We start from the raw sequence: 26,626 nt of genomic DNA, 5'->3' as shown, positions 1-26,626 counted from the left end.
CAGGGCCTTGGCGGGCAGGCCGGGCGGCGGGCGGTGACGGCGCCGGGGCGGCGGGGGCGTCCAGCACCCCGGACAGATCGGCCCGCACATAGGTGCCCGAGCCCGGCCGCCCGACCGCGTATCCCTCGGCCAGCAGCTGCTCATAGGCGCTGACCACGCTGGCCCGCGCCACCCCGAGCCGGGCGGCGAGATCGCGGCTGGAGGGCAGGCGCGCGCCGGGCGCGAGCGCGCCCTGCAGGATGGCGGCGCGGACCTGGCCATAGACCCCGCGCACCACCGGCGGGGCGGGCGGCTCCCAGGGATAGATCTCGGCCCAGCTCATGGCGGCTCCAAAGTGGTCTGGCTCATGGCTCAGAATTGGACGTGGAAGTCAGACCACTCTCGCCCTAGCACAGGCCTCCGAAAGGATGAAGCCATGACCGACGCCGCCTATCCGACAACGCCCCGCAACCGGGTCCGCCGCTATCCCGACCGCGCCCGCTATGACGAGGCGAGCGTCCACGCCGTGCTCGACGCGGGCCTCCTGGCCCATGTGGGCTATGTGATCGACGGCCAGCCCTTCGTGACGCCCACGGCCTATTGGCGGGAGGGGCGCAGGCTCTATTGGCACGGCTCGGCGGCCAGCCGGATGATCCGCGCCCAGGCCTCTGGCCTGCCGGTCTGCGTGACGGTCAGCCACCTGGACGGGCTGATCGCCGCTCGCTCGGCCTTCGTCCATTCGATCCAATATCGCTCGGTGATGGCCTATGGCCGGGCCCGGCTGGTCGAGGGCCTCGACGCCCGGCGCGCCGCCCTGGGCGCCTTCCTCGACCGGCTCTATCCGGGCCGCACCGAAGAGGTGCGCCCGCCCACCGACAGCGAACTGAAGCAGACCTCCGTCATCGAGATGGAGATCGAGGAGGCTGTGGCCAAGGCGAAGACCGGTGGGGTCGCCCGCATCGAGGCCGACGCGGCCTGGGACGCCTGGAGCGGGGTGATCCCGATCTCGACGGTGGTGGGGGAACGCATCGCCGACGCGGTGCAGAGCGCGGGCGCACCGGTCTCGCCGAGCCTGGGGCTTTATCTGGCGGGCGCGCGGTTGGATGCGGTGCTGAGCGCGGCGGCTCAGTCGGGCTTGCCGGTCTCGGCATAGGCCTTGAGCCGGGCGGCCTGGAGGGCGAGGACGCCGTCCACGGGCTTGGCCCAGGTCTCCGCCAGACCGCCGCGGGCGTAGCCGCCGACGTCGAATCCGACGGTCAGGCTGGTCTTGCCGTCCGCGGCCGGCTTGAGGCTGAAGGCCAGGTGTCCGATGGCGCCCGTCCCCTGGAGCGGGCCGAGCGCGCCTTCCAGGCGCAGGACATTGGCGTCGACATAGACCACCGTCATATGGCGCACGAAGCCGTCCTTCAGCCGTTCGCAGAAGCAGCCGGTCGTCAGGTCCAGAGACAGGTTTCGCGCGTCGCCCGAATAGCTGTGCGTCCCGCTCCACCAGGCGCCGATATCGACGAGGGCCGCCCGCACCTTGGCCGGCGGGGCGTTGATGATCTCGACGGTGCGGGTCTCGAAGCCCGCGGGCGAGGTGTCCGTCACCTCCGCGCGGGCCGCTCCGGCGAGCAGGAGGCCGGAGATGAGGGCGAGGGTCAGGGTCTTCATGTCCGCGATCTCCTCCGGATCGGCCTCAGGCGGCGTCGAAGCTTAGCGGCCCGCCCCAGAAGCTCTCCACCAGGGCGTTCTGCGGGCCGGCCTGGCCGGTGGTCAGGAAGATGCGGCGGCCCGAGGTCCCGGGGTCATATTCCGGGTGCTTGGCCAGATAGGCCTCCAGGGCGTCGGCCGTGGCGCCGGGCTGATGGATCAGCGGGGTGCCGGGCTTGAGCGCGGCGCGGAACATGTCGGCGACCATCTCATAGTGGGTGCAGCCCAGGATCGCCCGGTCCGGCGCCCGGCCGATGCGGCTGGAGATCGCCTTGACGTGGGCCTCGACCGCCGTCGCCAGCTCCACCGCCCCGGCGCCGCCCTCGATCAGCGGGACCAGGTCGGGGCAGGGCTCTGAGAACACCGCCACGTCCTGGCGGCGCTTGTCGATCTCGATCTCATAGACCCGTGACTTCACCGTCGCCGGGGTGGCGAACACGCCCAGCACGTCCAGCTTCTCGACCTTGTCGCCGCGGCGCTCGGCCTCGTGCTCCCAGGGCAGTCCGGTGGCCGCCTCGATGGTCGGCACGATGATGCCCAGCACATTGATCGGCCGACCCAGGGTCTTGCGGTAGCCCGGCAGCCAGGTCTGCTGCAGGCGGCGCAACGCCACGCCCGAGGCGGTGTTGCAGGCCAGGACCACCAGGTCGCAGCCGGCGGCGAACAGGCTCTCGCAGCCGGCCCGCGTCAGGTCGACGATCTCCTCGCCGGGGCGGCCGCCATAGGGGGCGTGGGCCTGGTCGGCCAGATAGATGAAATCGGCCTGCGGAAACCGGTCCACAAGCCTGCGGTGGACGGTCAGTCCCCCCACCCCGGAATCGAAAACGCCAATGGCCATGGGCCACGCCTACCCGAGGTGACGCTCCGGCGCCAGAGGGCGCGGGGTCGGGCCGGGAACCCGCGAATTGTGAACTAGTGTAAAAAAGTACAGTCACCGGTGTCACTGTCAGATTGACACATGTGTCACTCTGACCTATGTGCACCGCAACAAGTGATGGGGACGGCCTCCGGGGTCGTCGAGGATCGGCAAGAGACGCAAGGCCGAGCTCTCGTTACCGCGCGTCACAATCCGATTCCGAGACGAAGACCATGTCCGACGACACCCGCCCCGAGGCGGCCAAGACCCATTCCGACGCCAATTGGGCCATGGCCGTCGATCTGGACCTCCAGACCGTCCTGACGCTGGCCAAGGCCTCCACCCAGGCCCTGCTGAACCTGTCCCCGCTCGCCTATCGCGAGATCACCTCGGCCATCGCCGAGGAGGTCAAGATCCTGCGCGAGCAGGGCGACGCCCGATCCCTGGCCACCGCCCAGGCGGTCGAACAGTACCTGCCCCGCGCCGCCTGACGGACGTCCGCTTGGTCAAGATCAATCTCGAGGCGCGCGCGCTCAACGCCGAACTCCGCCGGGCCAAGACCCGGGGGAAGATCATTGAGGCCGCGTCCGAGGTGATCGCCCGCAAGGGGCCCAACAACGTCACCATCGAGGATATCGTCAGCGCCGCCGGCGTCGCGCGCGGCACCTTCTACAACTATTTCCAGTCCACGACCGAGCTGGTCGCGGCGGTCGCCGCAGAGCTGGCCCAGTCCACGGATCTCGAGATCGAGATCCAGCTGCAGACCCTTGAGGACCCCGCCGAGGAATTTGCGGTGTTCGGCGTGCTGATGGCGAGCCGAGTGGTCGGCGACCCGACCCGCACCTGGGTCAATCTCCAGCAGGACCGGCTGCAGACCGCCCCGCCCAGCGCCTTTGTCCGCCGCTTCGAGATGATCCTCGGCCGCGGCGTCGAGACCGGCCGTTTCCGCCCCATAGACCCGCTCGCCGCCCGCGCCCTGGCGCTGGGCTCGGCCCGGGCGGCGATCCGCAACATCACCAGCGGCCAGGCCGGCGCGGCCCACGCCGCCGACGTCCTCGCCCTGGTCCTGGTCGCCTTCGGCGTGCCCGAGGCCGAGGCCCAGCCGATCTGCGCCCGGGCGATCCAGGTCGTCCGGAACGCCGCCGCCTGACATCAGGGACGGTGACGCGGGCGCAAGGCCCGCCTAGTCTGTCCGGCTCGGCTGTCCCCGTTCCGGAGTTTCCCATGAAAAGGCGCACCTTCCTCGCCGCGTCCGCGGCCTTCGCCGCCGCGCCCCTCCTGCCCGCCGTCGCCGGCGCGGCCGAAGCCAATCCGCTCACCCTGGACTGGACCGGGCCTTATGGCGGGGTGCCGCCCTTCGACAAGGTCAAGGTCGCCGACTTCGCCCCGGCGCTCACCGAGGCCATGGCCCAGGAGCGGGCCGAGATCGACGCCATCGTCACCGACAAGTCGCCGCCCACCTTCGCCAACACCCTGGTCCCGCTGGAGAAGTCCGGCGCCATGAGCGACCGGGTCGGGACGATCTACGGCATCTGGAGCGGAACGCTCTCCACGCCCGAGGTGCGCGCCGTCGACAAGGAGATGGCCCCCAAGCTGGCCGCCCATTCCGACGCCATCCTGCAGAACGCCCCGCTCTTCGCCCGCATCGCGGCGGTCTATGACGCCCGCGCCAGCCTGACGCCCGAGCAGCAGCGCCTGGCCTGGCTCCACTGGAACCGCTTCGTGCGCGCCGGCGCCAAGCTGTCGGGCCCGGACAAGGCCCGCGTCGCCCAGATCAACCAGGAGCTCGCCGGCCTGTTCACCAGCTTCAACCAGAACCTGCTGGCCGACGAGACCGACTATGTCCTCTATCTGCGGGTCGAGAGCGAACTGGCCGGCTTGCCGGACGATGTGCGCGCCGCCGCCGCCCAGGCCGCCGAGGAGCGCGGCCACAAGGGCGAGTTCGCCATCCTGAACACCCGCTCCTCGATCGACCCCTTCCTGACCTATTCGGCCCGCCGCGACCTGCGCGAGAAGGTCTGGCGCACCTTCTACAGCCGCGGCGACAACGGCGACGCCCACGACAACAACGCCCTGATCAAGAAGATCCTCAAGCTGCGCGCCGAACGCGCCAAGCTCTTGGGCTATCCCACCCACGCCCACTGGCGGGTGGAGAACGCCATGGCCAAGACGCCGGAGGCGGCCATGGCCCTGATGATGCGGGTCTGGCCCTCGGCCGTCGCGCGCGTCCACCAGGAGGTGGCCGAGATGCAGGCCATCGCCGATGCGGAGAAGGGCGGGGTGAAGATCGCCGCCTGGGACTATCGCTACTACGCCGAGAAGGTCCGCGCCGCCCGCTACGACCTCGATATGAACCAGGTGAAGCCCTATCTGCAGCTCGACAAGCTGCGCGAGGGCATGCACTGGGCCGCGGGCCAGCTCTACGGCTTCAGCTTCCACCCCGTGACCGGCGTGCCGGTCGCCCATCCCGACATCACCGTCTGGGAGGTGAAGGGCGCGGCCGGCCAGCACGTCGGCCTCTGGTACTTCGACCCCTATGCGCGGACCGGCAAGCGCTCCGGCGCCTGGATGAACGCCTATCGGAGCCAGTCGACCTTCGACGGGGTGGTCACCACCATCGTCTCCAACAACGCCAACTTCGTGAAGGGCGCGCCCGGCGAGCCGGTCCTGGTCTCCTGGGACGACGCCAAGACCATGTTCCACGAGTTCGGCCACGCCCTGCACGGCCTGAACTCGGCGGTGGTCTATCCGTCCCTCTCGGGCACGGCCGTGGCCCGGGACTATGTGGAGTTCCCCTCCCAGCTCAATGAGAACTGGCTGCCCACGCCCGAGGTGCTGAACCGCTTCGCCCTGCACTATAAGACCGGCAAGCCGATCCCGGCCGAGCTGGTCGCCAAGATCACCAAGGCCCACACCTTCCGCCAGGGCTTCGACGTCACCGAGTACCTGGCCTCGGCCCTGATCGACATGAAGCTGCACCTGGCCGGCGACGCCGACATCGACCCCGACGCTTTCGAGCGCGAGGAGCTGAAGAAGCTCGGCATGCCCGACGAGCTGCCGATGCGCCACCGCACCCCGCAGTTCCAGCACATCTTCGCCTCGGACGGCTATTCGGCGGGCTATTACAGCTACCTCTGGTCCGAGGTGCTGGACCACGACGCCTTCGAGGCCTTCGAGGAGGCCGGCGGGCCTTACGACAAGACGGTCGCCAAGCGCCTGCACGACAAGATCATGAGCGTCGGCAACACGGTGGACCCCGCCGACCAGTACCGCGCCTTCCGCGGCCGCGACCCGGACGTGAAGGCCTATCTGCGCGACAAGGGTTTCCCGACGACCTGACGCGTCTCTCCCTCTCCCGCTCTGCGAGAGGGTAGGGTGAGGGCTCTTTCGGCATCCGGGTTGTCACAGCGCCATCCATGACGCCTCCGGCGTCCGTCGCGGCCTCGCCGCGCCGCCCCTCACCCTGCCCTCTCCCCGCGATGCGGGGCGAGGGTTCTGGCGCGCTGAAGGATCAGCAGGCGATCGCCTCGACGAAGCCGGCTTGCGGGATCAGGAGTGCAGGATGCCCAGTGCCGCAAGCATGGGCTCGTCCAGCACGGGGTCCGTAAGATCGACTCCCTCAGGAATGCGCACTTGATCCTTGAGGAAGCCAAACAGCCCATCGGCGCTTGTGGTCTGGGTTACCGGCGGGGTCAGCACGGCTATGACCTTGCCGTGTTTGGTCACCTCGACACGCTCCAACTCCCCAGAGCGAAGGCGGTTGAGGATTTCCGAACACTTCGCCTTGAACTGCGTGACGGTGAGGGTTGGAGTTTCGGACATGCGGAAAGGTGTGACCACCTGAAATGACCAGTCAAGCCCGCTGGGACCTCGCCTTAAACCTCATGGCGGCCAGTCTGCCTGTCTCTCCGGATCACTCAAGGACGACGCCGCCGGCGTCGCCGCGGCGCGGCAGGCCGCAGGCCGGTCCTTGACTGATCCGGGGAGACAGGCTCGCATCTGACCATGAGGATGAAGGACGGATCATAATGTGGCGCGCGGTGGACGACGTCCTCTTCGTCGCGTCAGTCGGCATCGGAGTGATCGCCGCCATCGCGACTGGCGTCATTTTCATGAGAATGTGCTTCGAAACGCGGGTTCGCGGAGGCGTCGACGTTTTCGCGGTCAATCCGCTGAACAAGCACCATCTAACCTCGCGCGGAGTCCAGCTGCGTGGATGGCTGATCCGATTTGCGGGCTTCGCGATGGCCTCAGGTTCCGTCGCTTGGATTTGTGATCTTGCTCGAGGCTGGCGCTAATCCACCCCTTTCCTTGACCTTTCCGCCCTTTGCGCGCATAGACGCGCCCTTCCGGCGCAGAGCAATCGCGCCCTCCACCGCCACGACCCCCATATCTTATTTGGGACGAGGGCGGCGAGGCCCCCCGTCGACGTGATCGTCCACGGGGGTCGATTGCGTTTGGGCCATAGGAGTTGCTGAGTGTTCGACGCTCTTACAGATCGGCTGTCCTCCGTATTCGACCGGCTCTCCGGTCGCGGCGTGCTGTCCGAAAAGGACATCGACGAGGCCCTGCGCGAGGTGCGCGTGGCCCTGCTCGAGGCCGACGTCGCCCTGCCGGTGGTGCGCGAGTTCATCGCCAAGGCCAAGGAACGGGCCTCGGGCGAGGACGTCATCCGCTCGGTGCGTCCCGCCGACCAGGTGGTCAAGATCACCTATGACGGCCTGGTCGAGATGCTGGGCGGCCAGACCGCTGAGGGCCTGAACCTCTCGCTCAATCCGCCGACCGTGATCCTGATGGCCGGCCTGCAGGGCTCCGGCAAGACCACCACCGCCGGCAAGCTCGCCCTCAAGCTCCAGAAGGACCGCAAGAAGGTCCTGCTGGCCTCGCTGGACACCCGCCGTCCGGCCGCCATGGAGCAGCTGGCCATGCTGGCCAAGCAGGCCGAGGTCGACAGCCTGCCGATCGTCGCCGGCCAGACGGCGCCGGACATCGCCCGGCGCGCCATGTCGGCCGCCAAGCTCCAGGGCTATGACGTCCTGATCCTCGACACCGCCGGCCGCACCACGCTCGACGAGGCGATGATGAGCGAGGCGGCCGAGATCGCCCGCATCGCCAATCCGTCCGAGACCCTGCTGGTCGCCGACAGCCTGACCGGCCAGGACGCGGTGCGCACCGCGAAAGCCTTCCATGAGCGCCTGCCGCTCACCGGCCTGGTGCTGACCCGCGCCGACGGCGACGGCCGCGGCGGCGCGGCGCTGTCCATGCGCGCGGTCACCGGTCTGCCCATCAAGTTCCTGGGCGTCTCGGAAAAGATCGACGGCCTCGACGTGTTCGACGCCGCCCGCGTGGCCGGCCGCATCCTGGGTCAGGGCGACGTCGTCGCCCTGGTCGAGAAGGCGACCCAGGATCTGGACGTCGCCAAGTCCGAGGCCATGGCCAAGAAGCTGGCCAAGGGCCAGTTCGACCTCGACATGATGGCCGAGCAGTTCGCCCAGATGAAGCGCATGGGCGGCATGGAAGGCCTGATGGGCTTCCTGCCGGGCGTCCAGAAGATCAAGAAGCAGATGGCCGAGGCCAATGTCTCGGACAAGATGATCGACCGCCAGGCGGCGATCATCTCCTCCATGACCAAGCTGGAGCGCAAGAAGCCCGACATCCTGGCCGCCTCGCGCAAGCGCCGGATCGCCAAGGGCGCCGGCGTCGAGGTCTCCGAGGTCAATCGTCTCCTGAAGCAGCATCGCCAGATGGCCGACGCCTTCAAGATGATGAGCAAGGACGGCGGCAAGGGCTTCGCCCGCATGGCCGGCATGATGGGCGGCGGCGGCGGCGCGGACCGCCTCAAGGCGCTCGGCGGCGGCAAGCTGCCCCAGCCCGACGCCAGCCAGCTCGAAGAACTCGGCAAGCTCGCCCAGCAGGGCGGCGGCCTTCCCAATCTCCCGGGGCTCGGTGGTCCCGGCGGACCCAAGCTTCCAGGCCTCGGCGGACTTCCGCCAGGCTTCAATCCCTTCAAGAAATCCTAGAGCTTACAAAGGACTATCATGCTCAAGATCCGTCTCGCCCGTGGCGGCGCCAAGAAGCGCCCCTACTACTCGATCGTCGTCGCCGACAGCCACTCGCCCCGCGACGGCCGCTTCATCGAGAAGGTCGGCGCCTATAACCCGCTCCTCAAGAAGGACGACCCGAACCGCGTGACCCTGAAGGTCGAGCGCATCCAGGAATGGATCGGCAAGGGCGCCCAGCCGACCGACCGCGTCGCGCGCTTCCTGTCGCAACAGGGCCTGGCCAAGTGGGAAGCCGGCAACAACCCGAACAAGGGTCAGCCGGGCCAGAAGGCCAAGGAACGCGCCGCCGAACGCGCCCAGCGCGAGGCCGACCTGGCCGCCGCCGCCGCTGAAGCCGCCGCCGCCCCGTCGCCCCCGCCGGCTGAAGAGCCCGCCGTGGAAGAAGCCCCCGTGGCTGAAGCCCCGGCCGCTGAAGCTCCGGCTGAAGAAGCCCCCGCCGCCGAAGCGTCGGAAGGCTGAGACCTGTAAGGGAGGCGGTTATCGCCCATGGCTGACCGCCTCCTCCAGATCGCCCGGGTCGCCGGCGCCTTCGGCGTCAAGGGCGAGATCCGGATCACCACCTTCACCGAGGATCCGCTGGCGCTTGCGCGCTACAAGATCCTGAAGCGCGAGAATGGGAGCCACGGGCTCACCATCACCCAGGCGCGCGCGGTGAAGGGCGGTGTGATCGCCCGCGCCGCCGAGGTCACCGACCGTGACCAGGCCGAGGCGTTGCGGGGCCTGACCCTGTTCATCGACCGCGCCGACCTGCCCCCGCCGGACGAGGACGAATTCTATCTCGCCGATCTGATCGGTCTCGCCGTCGAGAGCCCCGAGGGCGTGGCCATGGGCCATGTGAAGGCCGTCAACGATTTCGGCGCCGGCGACCTGCTGGAGATCCAGCCGCCCAAGGGTCAGAGCTGGTGGCTGCCCTTCACCCGCGAGACCGTGCCGCAGGTGCTGATCGCCGAGGGCAAGCTGATCTGCGTGCGGCCCGACGAGGTGGAGTAACACGCTCTCCCTCCCCTTCATGGGGAGGGACAGACCGCGCAGCGGTCAGGGTGGGGAACGGCGGTCGACCCAAGACCCCACCCGTCTGGCGCTTCGCGCCATCCACCCTCCCCATGAAGGGGAGGGAGGTTTCCGCCCTAATCCTTGCGCATCCGGATCAGGCCTTCCTGGGCGACCGAGGCCACCAGCACGCCGTCTTCGGAATAGATCGAGCCGCGGATGAAGCCGCGCCCGCCGGAGGCCGAGGGGCTGTCCTGGGCGTAGAGGTGCCAGTTGTTGAAGTTCGGCTGCTTGTGGAACCACATGGCGTGGTCGAGGCTGGCCGACTGGAAGCCCTTGGTCTGCCAGTGCACCCCGTGCGGGCGCATGGCGGTCGAGAGCAGGTTCATGTCCGAGGCATAGGCCAGCACCACCTGGTGCATGTGCGGGTCATCGCCGATCGGCGCCTTGGCGCGGAACCAGACCTGGCTCTCGGGCTCGCGGGGCTGGGTGTTGGGGCGGCCGAACACCGAGGAGCCGTCGACCGGCCGCATCTCGATCGGCCGGGGGCGCGAGGCCCAGCGGCGCTGTTCTTCCGGCAGCTTCTCCAGGATCGCCTTCTGGGCTTCCGCCTCGCTGGGCAGGGCCTCGGGCATGGCCACCTGGGGCATGGGCGCCTGGTGCTCGAAGCCGTCCTCGGCCACCTGGAACGAGGCGGCCAGGTTGAAGATCTGCTGGCCGTGCTGGATCGCCACCACCCGGCGGGTGGTGAAGGAGCCGCCGTCGCGGGAGCGGTCGACCTCGAAGACGATCGGCACGCGCGGATCGCCCGGGCGGATGAAGTAGCAGTGCAGGGAGTGGCAGGCCCGGTCCTCGACCGTCTCATAGGCCGCCAGCAGCGACTGGGCGATCACCTGGCCGCCGAAGATCCGGCCGGGCCCGTCCTCGGGGCTCACGCCGCGGAACAGATTCACCTCCAGCCGCTCCAGGGCCAGGGTTTCAACGAGGTTCTCGGGCGTGTCCATAAGCGGGCTCTTGAAAATTGCTGCGATGCGAAAGCGCTCGCTCTAATCCCTAGCCGGCCGAGGGGCAAGGCGACGCACTCTAGCTGGAGTGGTGGCGAAACGTCGCTCAATGGTCCAAAAGCCCGCCATGTCCTTCGACGTCACCATGCTGACCATGTTCCCCGAGGCCTTCCCGGGGCCGCTCGGCGTTTCCCTGATCGGAACCGCCTGGCGCGAGCAGGGACTCTGGACCTTGGAAACACTGGACATTCGCGGCTTTTCCAAGGATAAGCGCGGCTTCCTCGACGACACCCCCGCGGGTGGCGGTCCTGGACAGGTGATGCGAGCGGACGTCATCGCGGCTGCGCTGGACAGCGTGGAGCCTCGGGGACGGCCGCTTTTGTATATGAGCGCCAGGGGCAGACCCCTGACCCAGGCGCGGGTTGCGGAGTGGGCCAAGGGGCCGGGACTGATCGTCCTGGCCGGGCGGTTCGAAGGGGTGGACCAGCGGGTGCTCGACGCCCGGGGGTTCGAAGAGGTCACCGTCGGTGACGCGGTGCTCGCCGGTGGCGAGGCGGCGGCCATGGTGACCATCGAAGCGTGCGTAAGGCTCGTGCCCGGCGTCCTCGGCCAGGCGGAGAGCTTGAGTGAAGAGAGTTTCGAGGACGGTCTTCTGGAACACCCGCAGTACACGCGACCGCGGACGTTCGAGGGGCAGGAGATTCCCGAAGTGCTGTTGAGCGGCCATCACGCCCTGGTGCGGAAATGGCGTCAGGCGCAGCGGGAAGAGACGACGCGGGAGCGGCGGCCCGATCTGTGGGCGGCCTACCTCGCCAAACAACAGGCAAAGGGCGAGTAAAGCCCAGTGAACCAAGGACCAGACCAATGAACGTGATCCAGCAGCTGGAAAAGGAAGAGGCCGATCGCCTCGCCGCCCTGCGCACCACTCCGGACTTCCAGCCCGGCGACACCGTGCGCGTCAACGTGAAGATCAAGGAAGGCGAACGCGAGCGCGTTCAGGCCTACGAAGGTGTCTGCATCGCCCGTCAAGGCGGCGGCATCAATGAGAGCTTCACGGTCCGCAAGATCTCCTTCGGCGAAGGCGTGGAGCGTCTGTTCCCCCTGCACTCGCCGATGATCGAATCCATCGAAGTGAAGCGTCGCGGCGTCGTCCGTCGCGCCAAGCTCTACTATCTGCGCGATCGCCGCGGGAAGTCGGCCCGGATCGCCGAGCGCCAGATGGCGTCGAAGGACACGGCCAAGGACACCCCCGAGGCCTAAATCGCCACCGGCGGTTCGAATTTCAGCGGCGACCCCAGCGATGGGGCCGCCGTTTTCGTTTGCGGTGAGGGCGTGGATCGCCCCTCACCCAACCCTCTCCCCCAAAGGGGGCGAGGGCTATGAGCTGCGCACCCTCGCCCCGCTTGCGGGGAGAGGGCGGGGTGAGGGGGAGCGCCGGGCGAGCCGAGGCCCTACCGCTTGCGGTCTTCCTGCGAGAAGCGGGTCAGGCCTTCGACGAGGTGGTCGAACATCAGCCGCATGCGGCGCGAGCCCTTCAGGGTCTCCGGCATGGCGACCCAGATCTCCAGCTCGAAGCCGAAGGCGTTGGACAGCACCGGCGTCAGGCCATAGCGGCGCCCCAGGGCATGCTGGATGGCCCCGATGCCGAGCCCGGCCCGCACGGCCGCGATCTGGGCGGCGTCGTTGTCGGTGCGGAAGTTGAAGATGTCGCGGGTGATCTCGCGGCCGATATCGATCTGCTCCAGGGACTCGATGGTCGGCCGGTTGCGGTCGAAGCCGATCAGCATGTGGCCGGTCTCGAGCTCCTCCAGGCTGGCCGGCATGCCGCGCCGGGCGATGTATTCCGGCGTGGCGTAGAAGCCGACCGTGGTGGTCCCCACCTTGCGCGCCACCAGGGAGCCTTGGGTCGGGCGCACCATGCGCACGGCGATGTCGGCGTCGCGGCGCGACAGGTCCTCGGTCTTGTTGGAGAGCACCAGCTCGATCTGGATGTCCGGATGGGCCTCGGCGAACCCCGCCAGGATCTGGGGCAGCACCTCGGCGCCCATGATGTCGCTGGCCGCCAGCCGCACCACCCCGCCCTTGGCGTCCGACACGCTGGAGGCGTCGCGCAGGGCCGAGGCGGCGGCGGCGGCCATTTCCTCCAGGTGGGGCTTCAGGGACTGGGCGAGATCGGTGGGGGTCAGGCCGCGGGGGGAGCGGATGAACAGGGGGCCGCCCAGGTTCTGCTCCAGGGCCTCGATGTGGCGGCCCAGGGTCGGCTGGGTCAGGCCGCGCGCGCGGGCGGCGCCGGAAAAGCTGCCGGCCTGCATCACCGCATGCAGACTTTGAAAAAGGTCCCAGGCCGGATCGCTCATGCGCTTATGAATACCTGTTCCACACCAATCCGCAATTCCGTTTAAGTCCCGCCCGGACGAGGATCGTTTGCATAGCAAGTGACATGGAGACGGTCAGATGCGTGAACAATCCCCCAAGACGACGGCGCCCCTGGCGCTGGTGATCGGCGCCACCGGTTCGATCGGCGGCGCGGTGGCCGCCGCCCTGCTGGCCCATGGCTGGCGGGTGCGGGCCATGAACCGCAACCCGGTCGCCGCCCGTCGCGACGCCGCGGGGCTGGAGGCCTGTGACTGGGTCAAGGGCGACGCCCTGGTGGAGGCCGACGTCATCGCGGCCGCCGAGGGCGCGACCCTGATTGTCCATGCCGGCAATCCGGCCGGCTATTCCGGCTGGGCCCGGCTGCTGCCGCCGATGATGGAGAACGTGATCGCCGCCGCCAAGGCCAGCGGCGCCCGCATCCTGCTGCCGGGCAATGTCTATAATTACGGGCCCGACGCCTGGCCGGTCTTCACCGAGACCTCGCCCCAGAACCCCAAGACCCGTAAGGGCGCGATCCGGGTGGCGCTGGAGAAGCGCCTGGCCCAGGCCGCGCGCGACGAAGGCGTCCGGACCCTGGTCGTCCGGGCCGGCGACTTCTTCGGTCCGATCAGCGCCTCGTCCTGGCTGACCGAAGGCTGGGTCAAGAAGGACAAGCCGCTCACCACGGTCACGATCCCGGGGCCGGCCAACATCGCCCACGACTGGGCCTATCTGCCCGACCTGGCCGAGACCATGGCCCGGCTGGCCGACCGCGAGGCGAGCCTGGAGCCCTTCGCCGTCTACAACCACCGCGGCCACGTCGTGACCGGCGAGGAGATGTTCCAGGCCCTGGAACGCGTGGCGGGGCGCAAGCTGAAGCGCCAGGCCCTGCCCTGGTTCGCCATGGCCATGGTCTCGCCGGTGGTCGAGATGCTCCGCGAGATGCTGGAGATGCGCTATCTCTGGGACAATGAGGTTGTGATGGATAACCGTAAGCTCGTCGCCGAACTGGGCGAGGAGCCCCACACCCCCCTCGATATCGCCCTTCGCCGGACGCTTGAGGGACAAGGTTGCCTCAAATCCCCCGTCCACATACCGGCGTGAGGCATAAAATACCCCAAACCGGCCCTGGACTTCGGGCCCTTGCGGACACTACATGCGCCTCATGTCCGGCAAGACCCTCTATGACAAGATCTGGGACGCCCACGTCGTCGCTGAACAGGACGGCGAGGCGATCCTCTATATCGACCTGCACCTCATCCATGAGGTGACGACGCCCCAGGCCTTCGCCGGCCTGCGGGCGGCCAAGCGCCCCGTGCGCCGGCCCGATCGCACCCTTGCGGTGGCCGACCACAACATCCCCACCGAGGGCCAGGCGCTCGGCGTCGCCAAGGTGGCGGACGAGGAGGCGCGTCTCCAGCTCCAGACCCTTGAGCGCAATGTCAAAGAGAACGGGATCGAGTTCTTCCCGATGGGCGACATCCGCAACGGGATCGTCCATGTGGTCGGCCCCGAGCAGGGCCGCACCCAGCCGGGCATGACCATTGTCTGCGGCGACAGCCACACCTCGACCCATGGCGCCTTCGGGGCTCTGGCCCACGGCATCGGCACGTCGGAGGTCGAGCATGTGCTCGCCACCCAGACCCTGCGCCAGAAGAAGGCCAAGAACCTGCGGGTCACCATCGACGGGACCCCGGCCCCCGGCGTCGGCGCCAAGGACTTCGCGCTCGCCGTCATCGGCGAGATCGGCACGGCCGGCGGCACCGGCTATGTGATCGAATACGCCGGCCAGGCCGTGCGGGATCTGTCCATGGAAGGGCGGATGACGCTCTGCAACCTGACCATCGAGGGCGGCGCCCGCGCCGGCCTGGTGGCGCCGGACGAGAAGACCTACGCCTATATGATGGGCCGCCCGGCGGCGCCGAAGGGCGCGGCCTGGGAGATGGCCAAGGCCTATTGGCAGACCCTGGTCACCGACGACGACGCGGTGTTCGACCGCGAGGTCCGGCTGGACGCCGCCAAGATCGCGCCGCTCGTCACCTGGGGCACGAGCCCCGAGGACGTCATCGCCATCACCGACACCGTGCCGGATCCGGCCAGCTTCGCCACCCCGGACAAGCGGGCCTCGGTCGAGCGCGCCCTCGACTATATGGGCCTGACCGCCGGCCAGCCGATCCGCGACGCTAAGGTCGACGTGGTGTTCATCGGCTCCTGCACCAACAGCCGGATCGAGGACCTGCGCGCCGCCGCCCAGATCGTCCAGACCGCCTTCCTGAATGGCCGCCTGGTCGCCCCGCATGTGCGGGCCATGGTGGTGCCGGGCTCGGGCCTCGTGAAGGAACAGGCCGAGTCCGAAGGGCTGGACGCCATCTTCAAGGCCGCGGGCTTCGACTGGCGCGAGCCGGGCTGCTCGATGTGCCTCGGCATGAACCCCGACAAGCTGGCGCCCGGCGAACGCTGCGCCTCGACCTCGAACCGCAATTTCGAGGGCCGTCAGGGCCGGGGCGGCCGCACCCACCTGGTCAGCCCGGCCATGGCCGCCGCCGCCGCCATCGCCGGCCACCTGGCCGACGTCCGGGATTTCCTCTGATGACCCTGATCACCGCCCTCGACCATGTCGCGCTCGCCGTGAACGACCTCGATGCGGCGGTGGCGAACTATCGCGCCCTGCTGGGCCGCGAGCCCAATTGGCTGGGCGGGGACGGCGGCGCGCGTCACGCCTGGTTCCAGTTCCCGAACATGGCGCTGGACGTCATCACCCCGCACGGCGAGGGCGCCTTCGGCGACACCATCCGCAAACACCTGGCTGAGCACGGCGAGGGGATCTGGGCGGTGGCCTTCACGGTCGAGAACGCCGAGGCCGCGCAAAAGCTGGTCGGCCGCCGGGGCCTGCGCGGCTCCGTCCCCGGGCCGACACGCTCGACCCACGACGACGGCCGCAAGCGCTATTGGACCACCTCGGCGCTCAACGCCGCCGACACCGGCGGGCTCAACATCCTCCTGGTCGATCCGCCCCGCAGCGGCGAGCCGTGGCCCCAGTCGCCGGTGATCGGCGACGCCGCCGCGACCGTCACCGAGCTCGACCATGTGGTGGTCACCACCGTGAACGCCGACCGGGCCCTGGCCATCTGGGGCGCGAAGCTCGGCCTCGACCTGCGGCTGGACCGCTCCAACGAGCAATGGGGCGTGCGCCAGCTGTTCTTCCGTTGCGGCTCCGCCGTGGTCGAGATGGCCGCCAGCCTGAAGACGCCCTCCAGCGACGGCCCCGACAGCTTCGGCGGCCTGGCCTGGCGGGTGGCCGACGCCGACGCCGCCCAGGCCCGCCTGGCCGCCGCCGGCTTCAATGTCTCCGAGGTCCGGGTGGGCCGCAAACCGGGCACCCGCGTGTTCACCGCCCGCAATGTGGCCGCCGGCGTGCCGACCATCCTCATTCAGCAGAACGCCTGAGGCGCATCGATGAAAGCCTTCACCAAGCTGGACGCCAAGCTGGCCCCCCTGCCGCTGGCCAATATCGACACCGACCAGATCATCCCCAAGCAGTTCCTCAAGACCGTGGAGCGCGAGGGTCTGGCCAAGGGCCTGTTCTACGATTTCCGCTTCGACGCCGACGGCAAGGAAAAGCCCGACTTCGTGCTCAACCGGCCGGAGTTCAAGAACGCCGGCGTGCTGGTCACCGGGGACAATTTCGGCTGCGGCTCGTCGCGCGAGCACGCCCCCTGGGCCCTGATGGACTTCGGGATCAGCTGCGTGATCGCCACCAGCTTCGCCGACATCTTCTACAATAACTGCTTCCAGAACGGCCTCCTGCCGGTGGTGCTGCAGGCGGGCGAGGTCGAGGCCCTGATGGACGAGGCCAAGGGCGGCAACCACATGGTCACCGTCGACCTGGAGGCCCAGACCGTGGTCTCCCCGTCCGGCAAGACCTTCGCCTTCCAGATCGACGCCAACCGCAAGGAAAAGATGCTCAAAGGTCTCGACGCCATCGGCGAGACCCTGCAGGCGGCGGTCGACATCGACGTCTATGAGAGCAAGCGCGCGCTGGACCGGCCCTGGCTGGAAGACGCATGACCCTGATCATCGCCGGCACGGTCCGCGTCCCGCCGCAGAACCTCGAGACCTTCCGCCCGCACATGCTGGCCATGCTCTCGGCCAGCCGGGCCGAGGACGGCTGCCTGGAATATTCCTATGCCGAGGATGTGGCCGAGCCGGGCCTGATCCGGGTGTTCGAGGCGTGGCGCGATCAGGCCTGCCTCGACGCCCATTTCCAGACCCCCCACATGGCGACCTGGCGCAGTCACTGGCTGCAGTTCGGGGTTTCCGACCGCCGCCTGTTCGCCTACGAGACGGCCACCGAACGCGCGCTCTAGATTTCCAAGGGTTTCCCCATGACCGACCTGCTCATCCTGCCCGGCGACGGGATCGGCCCTGAAGTCGTGGCGGAGGTCCGCCGCGTGGCCCATGCGCTTACCCCCGACCTGCAGATCGGCGAGCGGCTGTTCGGCGGCGCCTCCTATGACGCGCACGGCGTGCCGCTCACCGAGGAGGCGCTGGCCGCCGCCAAGGCCGCCAAGGCGGTGCTGATGGGTGCGGTCGGCGGGCCCAAGTGGGCCGACGTTCCCCGCGACAAGCGCCCCGAGGCCGGCCTGCTGGCGCTGCGCGCCGGCATGGAGGTCTTCGCCAACCTGCGTCCGGCCCTGTGCTTCAATGCGCTGGCCGACGCCTCCAGCCTCAAGCGCGAGGTGGTCGAGGGGCTGGACTTCATGATCGTCCGCGAACTGACCGGCGGCATCTATTTCGGCTCGCCCCGCTATATCGAGGACTTGGCCGAGGGCGGCCAGCGCGCCGTCGACACCCAGGTCTACACCACCGCCGAGATCGAGCGCGTGGCCCGCGTCGCCTTCGAACTGGCCCGCGGCCGCCGCAACAAGGTGACCTCGGCCGAGAAGTCCAATGTGATGGATTCCGGCCTGCTCTGGCGGCGCGTGGTCACCGACCTGCACAAGCGCGACTATGCCGACGTCGAGCTGGAGCACATCCTGGCCGACAACGCCGCCATGCAGATCGTCAAGAACCCCAAGCAGTTCGACGTCATGGTCACCGACAACCTGTTCGGCGACATCCTGTCGGACATCTCCGCCCAGCTGACCGGCTCGCTGGGCATGCTGCCCTCGGCGGCCCTGGGCGCGGCGGGCAAGCCCGGCCTCTATGAGCCGATCCACGGCTCTGCGCCGGACATCGCCGGCCAGGGCGTCGCCAATCCGCTGGCGGCGATCCTGTCCTTCGAGATGGCGCTCCGCTGGTCGCTGGACCGCGCCGAGGCCGCCGACCGGCTCTATGCCGCGGTGATCAAGGCGCTGGACGCCGGCGCCCGCACCCGCGACCTGGGCGGCGCCCTGACCACGGTCCAGATGGGCGATGCGGTGCTCGCGGCGCTCTAGACCCGCCGATATTCCATCACCGAGCCGTCCTTCAGCTTGCCCTTGAGGGCCAGCCAGGCGCCGTCGGCGTCATACCAGTCGTCGATCTCGGCCTCGCCGCGCACCGACCACAGGGCGGCCGCCGCCCGGCCGCCGGGTGTGGTCAGGCCGTCGGTGCGCCGCCGCGCGGTCACCTTCAGAAGCTTGCCCTCCTGCGGGTTGAACAGCGGTCCGGCCAGGGCCTGGGCGTTCCAGTGGGTGAAGGGCGAGGTCCCGGCCGGCGCCGAGATGCGGCCCTTGCCGGTCTCGATCACGACCCCTCCGGCCTGGCGCTGGGCCTCGACCTTCTGGGCCTTGCCATTGGCGTCGGTGGTGGTCTCCAGGCTGGCGAAGCGGCCGTCCCGCCAGCGTTCCACCGCGTGGTGGCGATAGCGATAGACCGGCACGGGGCCGAGCTTGACCAGCATCTGCACCTCGGTGGTGACCAGGGGCGCGGCCGGGTCGCCGTCGAAGCTCATCTGGTGCTCGCCGATATGGACGCCGTTGCGATAGACGCCGAACACCAGCCGCCGCGGGGGCCCTGCCCAGGCGCCGATCGGGGCGGCGAGGGCCAGGCCGCAGCCGATCAGGGCGCGGCGGGACAGGCCTTCGAGGGTCTGAGGCATGGGGCTTCTCCGTCGAACGGGACCCTGCCGATACGCGCAGACCCCCCGTGGGGATGCATGGGCGGCCTCAGAGCCGCAGGCGCCAGGTCTCGCCGACCAGGGGCACGCCGATGCGGGTGTGCGGCGTCTCGTCGATCAGCTCGAAGCCCGCCGCCGCGTAGATCCCCCGCGCGGCGGTCAGGATCGACTGGGTCCACAGGCTGATCTCGGCATAGCCGCTGGCGCGGGCGAAGGCGACGCACTCGGCCACCAGCCGCTTGCCCAGGCCCAGGCCCCGCGCCGAGGGTTCGATCAGCAGCAGGCGCAGCTTGGCCTCGCCGGGGGCGTCGCCCTTGACCAGGAACACCGAACCCAGCCGCACCCCGTCGCGCTCGGCGATCCAGCAGCGCTCGCGGGCCGGATCGAAGGCCTCGATGAAATCGGCGCAGATTCGCGCGACCAGGGCCTCGAACCGCTCGTCCCAGCCATAGTCGCGGGCATAGAGGGCGGCGTGGCGTTCGATCACCCAGCCCATGTCCCCCACCCGGTGGGGCCGGAGCCGGATCTCGCCCGCCGAAGGCGCGGTCAGCAGGGTCTCGATCTCGCCCATGGCGCGGGTCAGCCGCGTCCGCGCCTCGGCGGAAAGGGCGCCGATCATGGCCTCGACCGCGCCTTCGGCTTCGGCGCGCAGGCGATCATAGGCGGCGTGGCCCTGGGGCGTCAGACCGAGGGCCCGGCTGCGGCCGTCCTCGGGTGAGCGGGCGCTGACCGTCAGGCTCTCGGCCTCGAACCGCCGGAGGATGCGGCTGAGATAGCCCGGATCCAGCCCGGCCTGTTCCGCCGCCTGGGACGGAGTGAGCGGCGCGGCCGCGACGGCCAGTTCGTGGAGCACACGGCATTCGGCCAGGCTGAACGGGCCGCCCAGATGGGCGTCGTCGAGGGCGCCGATGCGGCGGGTGTAGAAGCGGTTGAACGCCCGGATCAGGGCCACGGGGTCGGCGGACGGCTCGGACATAGGCATCTCCTGGCCGCCCAGGAGACACCAAGATAATTGACGGAGTCAATTAGTTCGTGGCCGCCAGCGCCGCCCGTGCCGCCGCCACGGCGCGGGCGACATCGGCCTCGTCCGTGCGCCAGTTGCTGACGCTGACCCGCATGCAACGGCGACCGCGCCAGGTGACCCCGCCGAACAGGGCCTCGCCGGAGGCGTTGATCGCTGCGATCACCTGGTCGGTGCGCCGGTCGTGGTCGGCCTGCGTCGCCCCGGCCCCGGGGGCGAGGAAGCGCACCAGCCCCTGGTTCAGGCCGGAGCCCGAGATCTTCTCCGCGCCGTCCAGCGCCCCGATGCCGTCGATCAGGGCCTGGGCGTGGTCGCAGGTCCGGTCGACCAGCGCAGCCAGTCCGCTGCGGCCCAGCTGGCGCAGGGCGGCATAGATGGGGAAGCCGCGGGCGCGGCGCGACAGCTCGGGATTCCAGTCGATGGGATCGCGGGCGACCCCGCCGCCGGCCGGCAGGTAGCTGGTGGCGATGGTCATGGCGGCGCGATGGGCCTCCGCATCGCGGACGAAGGCCAGGCCGCTGTCATAGGGGACGTTCAGATATTTGTGGCCGTCGGTGCTCCAGGAATCGGCCAGCTCCACGCCGTCAGCCAGGGTCCGACGCGTCGGGCTGACCTTGGCCCACAGGCCGAAGGCGCCGTCCACATGCACCCAGGCGCCGGCCGCCTTGGCGATCGGGATCAGGTCGCGGAACGGATCGAAAGCCGCGCAGTTCAGCTCGCCGGCCTGCAGGATGACGATGGTCGGGCCGTCGCCCTCGGCCAGGGCGGCGCGCAGTTCGTCCGGGCTCACCCGGCCCTCGGCGTCGAGCGCCAGGGGGCGCAGGGCGTCCGTGCCCAGGCCCAGGATGCGCAGGGCGACATCGACCGAGCCATGGCGGTCGGCATTGGCCAGCACCCGGATCGGCGGCGCGCCGGCCAGGCCCTTGCGCTCCACGTCCCAGCCGCGATCGCGCAGCACCCCGTGGCGGGCGGCGGCGAGGCAGGTGACATGGGCCATCTGACAGCCGGTCACGAAGGCGAAGCTGGCTTCGGCCGGCAGGTCGAACAGGGTCTTGAGCCAGGCCCCGGCGACCTCCTCGACCACGGCGGCGGCGGGGCCGGAGGCGTGCAGACAGGCGTTCTGGTCCCAGACGGAGGTCAGCCAGTCGGCGGCGATGGCGGCCGGGACCCCGCCGCCGATCACCCAGCCGAAGAACCGCCCGCCCTGGGAGCCATGCAGCCCGCCGGCCACGTCGGCGACCAGGGCGTCGATCACCGCCTCGGCGGCCAGGGGCGCGTCGCCCAAGGCGTGACCCAGGGCGGCGCGCAGGTCCTCCAGGCCGGCCCGGGACGCCACGGGCGCCTGATCCAGCCCCTCAAGATAGGCCAGGGCGTGATCGAAGGCCCGCTGCAGAGCGGCCCGATCCGGAGCGGCGATGGTCATGAGGCGTCCCAGAGGCGGCGGTTGGGGGCCAGAAGGTCAGGCCCCGCCGCGGGGGTCAATCGGCGGACCGGCGGATTTCGGTCCTCGCTCAGCTCTCGGACCGGCCGATATCCGGATCCAGTTTCAGGGCGCGGGCCCGGTCGGCCTCGGCGGCGGTCTTGTCGCCCAGGGCCGCCTGGACCTGGCTGCGCCGCCAGAAGGCGACCGCCATGTCGGGGTCGAGAGCGATGGCGGCGTCGAGCTCCTCCAGCGCCCGGGCGTGATCCCCCAGGCGGCGGAAGGCCTCGCCCTTCAGCGCGAGCGCCATGGCGTCCTTGGGGTCGAGGCCCAGGGCGGCGTTCAGGTCGCGGATCGCACGGTCGTTATGGTTCTGCTCCATCAGGGCCAGCGCGCGATTGTAGAAGGCGTCGGCGAATTTCGGATCCAGGGCGATGGCCCGGTCATATTCGGCGATGGCCTCGTCCTGCTGGCCGCGGCCGGCGGCGTCCAGGCCGCGGGCGTTGAACACGAAGGCCGCCTTGGGTTCGGCCGCCGCGGCGCGTCGAAGTCGGCCTTGGCGCCGGCGAGATCCTTGAGGCTCGCCCGCGCGCCGGCCCGGCTGACCAGGAGGCGGGCGTCGGCGGGCGCGAGCGCCAGGCCCTGATCGAAGGACTTGAGGGCCTCGCGGGACTTGCCCTGGTCGACCAGCAGATCGCCCCGCTCCCGCCAGGCCAGGGCCGATTTCGGGTCGTCCTTCACCGCCCGGTCATAGGCCTTCAGCGCGCGGGCCGCGTCGCCCGCCGCGCCCCAGGACTCGGCGGCGTAGAGAAAGTCGCCGGCCCGCTCATAGGCCGGGGCGGCCTGGGCCCAGTCGCCGGCGTCGGCATAGACCGCCGCGCGCAGCCCCCAGGCGGCGGAATCGTCGGGGGACAGGCGAAGCGCCTGATCCGCGGCCTCGGCGGCGGTCGACGGATCGCCCAGTGCGCGCGCTCCTGACCCATTTCGTACCAGGCGCCGGAAGACTGCGGGTCCAGTTCGGCGGCCTTGCGGAAGTCCGCCAGGGCGGCCTTGTGGTCGCCCAAGGCGCTGCGGTGCAGGCCCCGATTGTTGAACCCGTCGAAGTCCGGCGAGAGGCTGACCGCCTTCTCGTCGTCGGCCAGGGCGGCCTTGAAGTCCCCCTGGGCGGCGCGGATGTCGGCCCGCAGCAGCAGGGCCTCGGCGTCATCGGCCTTGAGCGCGAGGGCGGCGGCGACCTCTTTCTCGGCCAGAGCGGGGCGATCCGTGTCCAGGTAGAGCCGGCCCAGGGATTTGTGCGCGACGCCGTGCTCGGGATCGCGTTTCACGAGATCCTCCAGCACCGCGATGGTCTCCGGAATCTTGTTCTGTGCGCGCAGCACGGCGGCGCGGATGAACAGCCCCGCGCCCGTCTCGGGCGACAGCTTGAACAGCCGGTCGGCGGTGGCGAGCGCGCCGGCGTAGTCGTCCCGGCTGGCCTGCATATAGCCCAGGTCATAGAGCGCGGTCTGGTCCTCGGGATCAGCCTTCACGGCGGCCTTGAAGTCCGCCAGGGCCTCGGTGTCCCGACCCAGCTCCCGATAGGCCTCGCCGCGGCGCGCCAGGATGTCGCCGTCCCCGGGCGCGGCCTGGTGCGCCCGCTCAAAATAGGCGAGCGCTTCCGCCCAGCGGCCGGCGTCCGCGCTTCAGCCGGCCCGCACCGCAAGGGCGTAGGGATTGTCGGGCGCGATGGCCAGGGCCTTGTCATAGGCGTCCCGTTCCGCCTCCGGCGGGGCGCCGGAGGCCCGCAGGATCGCGCCCAGGTTCAGCAGGGTGCGGATGCTGCGCGGATCGGCGGCCAGGGCCGCCCGCACATCCGCCAGGGCGGCGGGGAATTGACCAAGGTTCTGCTCCGCCTCCGCGCGGAGATTCAGGGCGAGCGCGTTCCCCGGGGCCAGGGCCAGGGCCGCGTTCGCCTCGGCGATGGCGTCCTTGGGCCGGTCGAGATCCAGCATCAGGCTGCTGCGGATGTTCAGGACCGCGACCTTGTCCGCGGTGGGGAGGGCGGCGTCCTGCAGCAGGGCGGCGCAGGCGGTGAGCCGCGCGGTCGCGGGCTCCTCGGCCTTGGCGCAGGTCTCGGCGGCCGAGCCCGCCAGGGCCGGCAGGGGGGCGAGCAGCAGGGTCAGGGCCGCGAAGGCCGGGGCGCGGGTCATCGGGCGGTCTCCTCCGGACCAGGCAGGACGGTGATCTGCAGGGGGGCTGGGCCGAGCCAGCGGCGGGCGGCGGCGCGCACCTCCTCCAGGCCGATCGCGCCCACCAGCTGCGGGTTCTGGCTCAGGTCGCGGACATGCTGGGGCTGGCGACTGGAGCCCGACAGATAGGCCGCCCAGATGGCGTTGGCCTGGCGACGCTCGGCCATGCCGCTCAGCCGCGGCTGGCGGACCGCCTCCAGCTCGGCGGCGGTGATCTCGCCGCGCGAAAGCCGTGCGGCGACGGCCAGGGCCTCGACCCGCACCGCCTCGACATCGGCGGGATAGGTCTCGACCTGGGCCTCCAGCACGCCCTGGTCGCCGCCGTCGGTGACATAGGCGTGGACCTCGGGCGAATAGGTCTTGCCCAGCCGGTCGCGGGCCCCGTGGACCAGGGCGTCGGAGAAGATGTCGGCCAGGAGATCGACGGCGGCTTCCTCGCGGCGGGTGTCCGCCCCGCCCACGAACAGGGGCCAGGTCAGGCCGACCATGGCCCGGTCGGACGGTCCCTGGTGGGTCAGGCGCACGGGGGCCGCGGGGGTTTCGCCGAACCGCAGGAAGACGATGTCGGGCCGCGCCCGAGGGCGATCGGCGCGCGGCGGGAGGGCGCCGAAGGTGCGGGCGACCAGGGCCGTGGCGGTCTTCTCGTCCACGTCGCCCACCAGGGTGACCTCCAGCGGCGCCTCGGTCAGCGGCCCCTTGAACAGCCGGGCGACCTCGGCGGCGGTCGGCGCCGTGAACTGGGCGCGGGGCGGCGGGACCTGGCCGGCGCGGGGCGCCAGCAGGGCGAATGGGACCGCCGAGACGAGGCTCGACGGATCTGTCCGATAGTCGCGATAGGCCTGGTCGACCGCGGCGTGGATGCGGGCGTCGATCTGCGGCCGGAAGCCGGGATCGCTGACATAGGCGGCCATCACCTCAAGCTGGGTCTCCAGATTGCTGGTGAGCGGCGAGGCCGACAGTTCGAAGGCCTTGTCCTGGACCTCGAACTGGAACGGCCAGTCCAGGGGCGCGAGCGCGTTGTCGATCTCGCGATAGGACTGCTTGCCGAGCCCGCCGAACAGCACCAGGTCGGCGACCACCCGGGCCGTGAACAGCTCGCCGGGCGGGATCTCGCGCCGTCCCGCCCCCAGGGCGATGCGCACCTCCACCGAATCCTTGGCGAAGGTGGTGGTCTTGAAGTTCAGCACCACCCCGTTCTGGAAGGTCAGGCGCACGAAATCCGGGCTCGCCTCGCGGCGCTTCCGACCCGGCCGCGGCCGAAATCCTCATAGGCCCAGGTCGGGGTCGGCGGATCCTGGAAGGCGGCCAGCGCCGGGGCCGCCTCGGCCTGACGCCAGGCGTCGATCAGGGCCGCGCGGGCCGGCGGCGCCTCGCCCTGGGCGTCGATCAGCGGCCCGGAGCCGGCCCAGTCGCGGACGGCGGCCAGGCGGACGTCCTCCGGAGTCACGTTCTCCATCTCCACCCCGTAGGCCCGCAGCAGCTGGCGGGGTTCGACGAAGACCGCGCGGGTCAGCAGGGTCTGCAGGATCTCGTCCGCCAGGTCGTTGGCGGTCTCGGTGGAGACCACGGAGATCCCGCCGCGCAGGGTCGCGCGGCGAACCTCCAGGGCCGCCTCCAGCTCCGTCTCGGTCGGACCGTCCTGGCGCAGCCGGCGGAATTCGGCCTCGGCGGCCGCCAGGGCCCCGGCCCAGGCCTGGCCCTTTGGCGCGATCTCCAGGCAGGTGGCCGCCGCGTCGCGCGCGGCGCCATAGATCGACGCCTGGCCGTCGAGAAGGGTCGGGTCGTGATCGGCGCGGGCCGCCAGCCGGGCGTTGAGGATGGTGACCCACAGATCCTGCAGGTCGGCGGCGCGCCGGTCCGCCAGGCTGAGCGCGCCCACCGGCCCGCCGGGCCTCAGCCGGCAGACATCCAGGCGGTCGGACAAGCCGGCGTCGGGAAGGGTCAGGGCGTCCACGCCCCGCCGCGGATCGGGGGCGGCCCGCGAGGCCCGCGCCGGCAGCGGTCCGGCCGTCTTCCAGGTCTCGAAGGCCCCCTTGATCCAGCCCTCCATCACCTCGACCGGCAGGTCGCCGGCCATCGCGACGACGGCGTGTTCGGGGCGGTACCAGCGGTCGTGGAAGCGGCGCAGATCCTCCGCCGAGGCCCGGCGCAGGACGGCCTCCAGACCGATCGGCGCCCGGGCCGTCGACCGCAGCTCCGGCCCCTGGAACCGGGTGATCGCGTCCTCGGCCACCTGGTCGTTGGAGTTGCGCGCCTCCTTCTCGGCCAGCACCACGCCCCGTTCGCGCTCCACCGCCTCAGGGGCGAAGACCACCCCGTCGGCGACGTCCCGCAGCCAGCGGAAGGCGAGGCCCAGGCGGGCGGCGTCCCCGTCCGGCAGGTCGAGCTGGTAGAAGGTGGAGAACATCTGGGTGAAGGCGTTGTGGTCGCGGCCCGCCGCGACGCCCAGCTCGGCCAGGTCGTGCTCCAGCCGGCCCTCCTCGAAGTGGGTGGTGGCGCGGAACGCCATGTGCTCGACGAAGTGGGCGAGGCCGCGCTCGCTCTCGGCCTCCTCATAGCTGCCGACATCGACGGCGAAGCGGATGGAGACCGAGCCCTTGGGCGCGGCGCTGCGGATCACCGCATAGCGCAGACCGTTGTCCAGGGTCCCGCTGCGCAGGGCGGGGTCCTGGGGCAGGTCCGCCGCCGCCGTGGACTGAGCCTGAGCGGGCGCGGCGCCGACCAGGGCGCCTAGCAGCAAGACTCCCAGGAACAGCGTCGTCGCGCCGCCCCGTCCGCAGGTCCTTTTCACCCCGTTCCCCCTCACGCTCCCGCAACCCAAGGTACTCAAAACTGGGATTTCGCCAATCTTTTTGTTCACGCCCTGTTCGCATCCCGCTTGGCAGGCGGCCGACGGATCGCCAAACTGGAGGTCGCGGC

The 26,626-nt window shown here is 70.3% G+C and carries 27 protein-coding genes and 3 pseudogenes; 15 read left to right on the top strand and 15 right to left on the bottom strand.

Translation table 11 applies throughout. The annotated features are described in order from the left end of the window. The coding region (locus MQH10_RS09795; protein WP_242563867.1) for a GntR family transcriptional regulator at positions 1-322 on the bottom strand (322 nt) is incomplete at its 3' end. Positions 323-415: 93 nt separating this feature from the next. Between MQH10_RS09795 and MQH10_RS09790 the strand changes: the two genes are divergently transcribed. Further along, positions 416-1,132 carry a pyridoxamine 5'-phosphate oxidase family protein gene (locus tag MQH10_RS09790; protein WP_242563866.1) on the top strand — a complete coding sequence of 239 codons (717 nt, stop codon included), beginning with the start codon at positions 416-418 and terminating at the stop codon, positions 1,130-1,132. Here MQH10_RS09790 and MQH10_RS09785 read toward each other — a convergent pair. Together MQH10_RS09785 and MQH10_RS09780 are read right to left on the bottom strand one after the other, a co-directional pair. Next, positions 1,105-1,632: an SRPBCC family protein gene (locus tag MQH10_RS09785; RefSeq protein ID WP_242563865.1), complete on the bottom strand. Its 528-nt coding sequence runs from the start codon at positions 1,630-1,632 to the stop codon at positions 1,105-1,107. The two genes, MQH10_RS09790 and MQH10_RS09785, sit on opposite strands and share 28 nt — an antisense overlap. Before the next feature lie 25 nt (positions 1,633-1,657). After that, positions 1,658-2,509, bottom strand: coding sequence for a glutamate racemase (locus MQH10_RS09780; RefSeq protein WP_242563864.1), 852 nt, complete (start codon positions 2,507-2,509; stop codon positions 1,658-1,660). 251 nt (positions 2,510-2,760) lie between these two features. Here MQH10_RS09780 and MQH10_RS09775 point away from each other — a divergent pair, with 251 nt between their 5' ends. From MQH10_RS09775 to MQH10_RS09765, 3 genes are all read left to right on the top strand, one after another. Further along, entirely contained in the window at positions 2,761-3,018 is a 258-nt protein-coding gene (locus MQH10_RS09775; protein ID WP_242563863.1) for a hypothetical protein, read from the top strand. A gap of 11 nt (positions 3,019-3,029) precedes the next feature. Then, complete coding sequence (locus MQH10_RS09770) at positions 3,030-3,677, top strand: TetR/AcrR family transcriptional regulator (RefSeq protein ID WP_242563862.1); 648 nt, start codon at positions 3,030-3,032, stop codon at positions 3,675-3,677. A 74-nt stretch (positions 3,678-3,751) separates the two neighbouring features. Beyond that, on the top strand, positions 3,752-5,866 hold the full coding sequence (locus MQH10_RS09765; RefSeq protein ID WP_242563861.1) for a M3 family metallopeptidase: 2,115 nt from the start codon (positions 3,752-3,754) through the stop codon (positions 5,864-5,866). Between the two features lie 210 nt (positions 5,867-6,076). Here the strand turns inward: MQH10_RS09765 and MQH10_RS09760 are convergent, their stop codons facing one another. After that, entirely contained in the window at positions 6,077-6,349 is a 273-nt protein-coding gene (locus MQH10_RS09760; RefSeq protein ID WP_242563860.1) for a type II toxin-antitoxin system Phd/YefM family antitoxin, read from the bottom strand. Positions 6,350-7,005: 656 nt separating this feature from the next. Between MQH10_RS09760 and ffh the strand changes: the two genes are divergently transcribed. The 3 genes from ffh to rimM are packed head-to-tail and all read left to right on the top strand — an operon-like array spanning position 7,006 to position 9,579. After that, the gene (ffh, locus tag MQH10_RS09755) at positions 7,006-8,547 is read left to right on the top strand and encodes a signal recognition particle protein (protein ID WP_242563859.1); all 1,542 of its coding nucleotides are present in this window, start codon (positions 7,006-7,008) and stop codon (positions 8,545-8,547) included. Between the two features lie 18 nt (positions 8,548-8,565). Continuing rightward, positions 8,566-9,048, top strand: coding sequence for a 30S ribosomal protein S16 (gene rpsP, locus MQH10_RS09750; RefSeq protein ID WP_242563858.1), 483 nt, complete (start codon positions 8,566-8,568; stop codon positions 9,046-9,048). Positions 9,049-9,075: 27 nt separating this feature from the next. Beyond that, positions 9,076-9,579 carry a ribosome maturation factor RimM gene (rimM, locus tag MQH10_RS09745; protein WP_242563857.1) on the top strand — a complete coding sequence of 168 codons (504 nt, stop codon included), beginning with the start codon at positions 9,076-9,078 and terminating at the stop codon, positions 9,577-9,579. 137 nt (positions 9,580-9,716) lie between these two features. On the opposite strand, the gene tesB is transcribed toward rimM, so the two are convergent. Next, positions 9,717-10,583: an acyl-CoA thioesterase II gene (gene tesB, locus MQH10_RS09740; RefSeq protein ID WP_242563856.1), complete on the bottom strand. Its 867-nt coding sequence runs from the start codon at positions 10,581-10,583 to the stop codon at positions 9,717-9,719. Between the two features lie 127 nt (positions 10,584-10,710). Here tesB and trmD point away from each other — a divergent pair. Next, positions 10,711-11,444: pseudogene (gene trmD, locus MQH10_RS09735) on the top strand (tRNA (guanosine(37)-N1)-methyltransferase TrmD); the annotation flags it as partial. A 3-nt stretch (positions 11,445-11,447) separates the two neighbouring features. Continuing rightward, entirely contained in the window at positions 11,448-11,843 is a 396-nt protein-coding gene (gene rplS / locus MQH10_RS09730; RefSeq protein WP_242563854.1) for a 50S ribosomal protein L19, read from the top strand. Positions 11,844-12,034: 191 nt separating this feature from the next. Here rplS and MQH10_RS09725 read toward each other — a convergent pair whose 3' ends face one another. Next, entirely contained in the window at positions 12,035-12,940 is a 906-nt protein-coding gene (locus tag MQH10_RS09725) for a LysR family transcriptional regulator (protein WP_242563853.1), read from the bottom strand. 97 nt (positions 12,941-13,037) lie between these two features. On the opposite strand from MQH10_RS09725, the gene MQH10_RS09720 reads away from it, so the two are divergent. The 6 genes from MQH10_RS09720 (at position 13,038) to leuB (ending at position 18,376) form a co-directional block, all read left to right on the top strand. Beyond that, positions 13,038-14,042: an NAD-dependent epimerase/dehydratase family protein gene (locus MQH10_RS09720; RefSeq protein WP_242563852.1), complete on the top strand. Its 1,005-nt coding sequence runs from the start codon at positions 13,038-13,040 to the stop codon at positions 14,040-14,042. Between the two features lie 61 nt (positions 14,043-14,103). Further along, the gene (leuC, locus tag MQH10_RS09715) at positions 14,104-15,528 is read left to right on the top strand and encodes a 3-isopropylmalate dehydratase large subunit (protein WP_242563872.1); all 1,425 of its coding nucleotides are present in this window, start codon (positions 14,104-14,106) and stop codon (positions 15,526-15,528) included. Then, positions 15,528-16,385 (top strand): VOC family protein, encoded by an 858-nt coding sequence (locus MQH10_RS09710; protein ID WP_242563851.1) that lies wholly within the window; start codon positions 15,528-15,530, stop codon positions 16,383-16,385. Before leuC ends, MQH10_RS09710 begins: the two co-directional genes overlap by 1 nt. Before the next feature lie 9 nt (positions 16,386-16,394). Next, positions 16,395-17,006 (top strand): 3-isopropylmalate dehydratase small subunit, encoded by a 612-nt coding sequence (gene leuD, locus MQH10_RS09705; RefSeq protein ID WP_242563850.1) that lies wholly within the window; start codon positions 16,395-16,397, stop codon positions 17,004-17,006. Continuing rightward, entirely contained in the window at positions 17,003-17,305 is a 303-nt protein-coding gene (locus MQH10_RS09700; RefSeq protein ID WP_242563849.1) for a putative quinol monooxygenase, read from the top strand. The genes leuD and MQH10_RS09700 overlap by 4 nt, the downstream gene beginning before the upstream one ends. Before the next feature lie 18 nt (positions 17,306-17,323). Next, positions 17,324-18,376 carry a 3-isopropylmalate dehydrogenase gene (gene leuB, locus MQH10_RS09695; RefSeq protein WP_242563848.1) on the top strand — a complete coding sequence of 351 codons (1,053 nt, stop codon included), beginning with the start codon at positions 17,324-17,326 and terminating at the stop codon, positions 18,374-18,376. Here the strand turns inward: leuB and MQH10_RS09690 are convergent. The 9 genes and pseudogenes from MQH10_RS09690 to MQH10_RS09655 form a co-directional block, all read right to left on the bottom strand. Continuing rightward, positions 18,373-19,020 carry a DUF6134 family protein gene (locus tag MQH10_RS09690; RefSeq protein WP_242563847.1) on the bottom strand — a complete coding sequence of 216 codons (648 nt, stop codon included), beginning with the start codon at positions 19,018-19,020 and terminating at the stop codon, positions 18,373-18,375. The genes leuB and MQH10_RS09690 overlap by 4 nt on opposite strands. A gap of 67 nt (positions 19,021-19,087) precedes the next feature. Beyond that, a complete protein-coding gene (locus MQH10_RS09685) occupies positions 19,088-20,014 on the bottom strand; it encodes a bifunctional helix-turn-helix transcriptional regulator/GNAT family N-acetyltransferase (protein WP_242563846.1) in 927 nt (308 codons plus the stop codon). Positions 20,015-20,063: 49 nt separating this feature from the next. Further along, entirely contained in the window at positions 20,064-21,482 is a 1,419-nt protein-coding gene (locus MQH10_RS09680) for a pyridoxal phosphate-dependent decarboxylase family protein (RefSeq protein WP_242563845.1), read from the bottom strand. A gap of 88 nt (positions 21,483-21,570) precedes the next feature. After that, positions 21,571-21,990 carry a tetratricopeptide repeat protein gene (locus MQH10_RS09675; RefSeq protein ID WP_242563844.1) on the bottom strand — a complete coding sequence of 140 codons (420 nt, stop codon included), beginning with the start codon at positions 21,988-21,990 and terminating at the stop codon, positions 21,571-21,573. A 41-nt stretch (positions 21,991-22,031) separates the two neighbouring features. After that, a pseudogene (locus MQH10_RS27055) lies at positions 22,032-22,442 on the bottom strand (tetratricopeptide repeat protein); the annotation flags it as partial. Between the two features lie 50 nt (positions 22,443-22,492). After that, a pseudogene (locus MQH10_RS26365) lies at positions 22,493-23,143 on the bottom strand (tetratricopeptide repeat protein); the annotation flags it as partial. An 18-nt stretch (positions 23,144-23,161) separates the two neighbouring features. Beyond that, positions 23,162-23,668, bottom strand: coding sequence for a tetratricopeptide repeat protein (locus tag MQH10_RS09665; protein WP_242563843.1), 507 nt, complete (start codon positions 23,666-23,668; stop codon positions 23,162-23,164). Next, positions 23,665-24,921, bottom strand: a complete 1,257-nt coding sequence (locus tag MQH10_RS09660; RefSeq protein WP_242563842.1) for a M16 family metallopeptidase — start codon at positions 24,919-24,921, stop codon at positions 23,665-23,667. The genes MQH10_RS09665 and MQH10_RS09660 overlap by 4 nt, the downstream gene beginning before the upstream one ends. Continuing rightward, entirely contained in the window at positions 24,912-26,498 is a 1,587-nt protein-coding gene (locus MQH10_RS09655; RefSeq protein WP_242563841.1) for a M16 family metallopeptidase, read from the bottom strand. Before MQH10_RS09655 ends, MQH10_RS09660 begins: the two co-directional genes overlap by 10 nt. Positions 26,499-26,626: the final 128 nt, after the last annotated feature.

It is taken from the genome of Phenylobacterium aquaticum (assembly GCF_022695515.1).
GTDB classification, from domain to species: Bacteria; Pseudomonadota; Alphaproteobacteria; order Caulobacterales; family Caulobacteraceae; genus Phenylobacterium; species Phenylobacterium aquaticum.
Note: the sequence above shows the minus strand (reverse complement) of the source record. Positions and strands in the feature narration are given on the sequence as shown.

What these genes read in the sequence shown, in the direction of transcription:
- MQH10_RS09780 (WP_242563864.1), bottom strand. Translation starts at nt 2,509, where the DNA reads ATGGCCATTGGCGTTTTCGATTCCGGGGTGGGGGGACTGACCGTCCAC.
- MQH10_RS09720 (WP_242563852.1), top strand. Translation starts at nt 13,038, where the DNA reads ATGCGTGAACAATCCCCCAAGACGACGGCGCCCCTGGCGCTGGTGATC.
- tesB (WP_242563856.1), bottom strand. Translation starts at nt 10,583, where the DNA reads ATGGACACGCCCGAGAACCTCGTTGAAACCCTGGCCCTGGAGCGGCTG.
- MQH10_RS09700 (WP_242563849.1), top strand. Translation starts at nt 17,003, where the DNA reads ATGACCCTGATCATCGCCGGCACGGTCCGCGTCCCGCCGCAGAACCTC.
- MQH10_RS09685 (WP_242563846.1), bottom strand. Translation starts at nt 20,014, where the DNA reads ATGTCCGAGCCGTCCGCCGACCCCGTGGCCCTGATCCGGGCGTTCAAC.
- rimM (WP_242563857.1), top strand. Translation starts at nt 9,076, where the DNA reads ATGGCTGACCGCCTCCTCCAGATCGCCCGGGTCGCCGGCGCCTTCGGC.
- leuC (WP_242563872.1), top strand. Translation starts at nt 14,104, where the DNA reads ATGTCCGGCAAGACCCTCTATGACAAGATCTGGGACGCCCACGTCGTC.
- rplS (WP_242563854.1), top strand. Translation starts at nt 11,448, where the DNA reads ATGAACGTGATCCAGCAGCTGGAAAAGGAAGAGGCCGATCGCCTCGCC.
- MQH10_RS09710 (WP_242563851.1), top strand. Translation starts at nt 15,528, where the DNA reads ATGACCCTGATCACCGCCCTCGACCATGTCGCGCTCGCCGTGAACGAC.
- MQH10_RS09775 (WP_242563863.1), top strand. Translation starts at nt 2,761, where the DNA reads ATGTCCGACGACACCCGCCCCGAGGCGGCCAAGACCCATTCCGACGCC.
- MQH10_RS09760 (WP_242563860.1), bottom strand. Translation starts at nt 6,349, where the DNA reads ATGTCCGAAACTCCAACCCTCACCGTCACGCAGTTCAAGGCGAAGTGT.
- leuB (WP_242563848.1), top strand. Translation starts at nt 17,324, where the DNA reads ATGACCGACCTGCTCATCCTGCCCGGCGACGGGATCGGCCCTGAAGTC.
- MQH10_RS09790 (WP_242563866.1), top strand. Translation starts at nt 416, where the DNA reads ATGACCGACGCCGCCTATCCGACAACGCCCCGCAACCGGGTCCGCCGC.
- MQH10_RS09785 (WP_242563865.1), bottom strand. Translation starts at nt 1,632, where the DNA reads ATGAAGACCCTGACCCTCGCCCTCATCTCCGGCCTCCTGCTCGCCGGA.
- MQH10_RS09765 (WP_242563861.1), top strand. Translation starts at nt 3,752, where the DNA reads ATGAAAAGGCGCACCTTCCTCGCCGCGTCCGCGGCCTTCGCCGCCGCG.
- MQH10_RS09690 (WP_242563847.1), bottom strand. Translation starts at nt 19,020, where the DNA reads ATGCCTCAGACCCTCGAAGGCCTGTCCCGCCGCGCCCTGATCGGCTGC.
- leuD (WP_242563850.1), top strand. Translation starts at nt 16,395, where the DNA reads ATGAAAGCCTTCACCAAGCTGGACGCCAAGCTGGCCCCCCTGCCGCTG.
- MQH10_RS09680 (WP_242563845.1), bottom strand. Translation starts at nt 21,482, where the DNA reads ATGACCATCGCCGCTCCGGATCGGGCCGCTCTGCAGCGGGCCTTCGAT.
- MQH10_RS09725 (WP_242563853.1), bottom strand. Translation starts at nt 12,940, where the DNA reads ATGAGCGATCCGGCCTGGGACCTTTTTCAAAGTCTGCATGCGGTGATG.
- rpsP (WP_242563858.1), top strand. Translation starts at nt 8,566, where the DNA reads ATGCTCAAGATCCGTCTCGCCCGTGGCGGCGCCAAGAAGCGCCCCTAC.
- MQH10_RS09665 (WP_242563843.1), bottom strand. Translation starts at nt 23,668, where the DNA reads ATGACCCGCGCCCCGGCCTTCGCGGCCCTGACCCTGCTGCTCGCCCCC.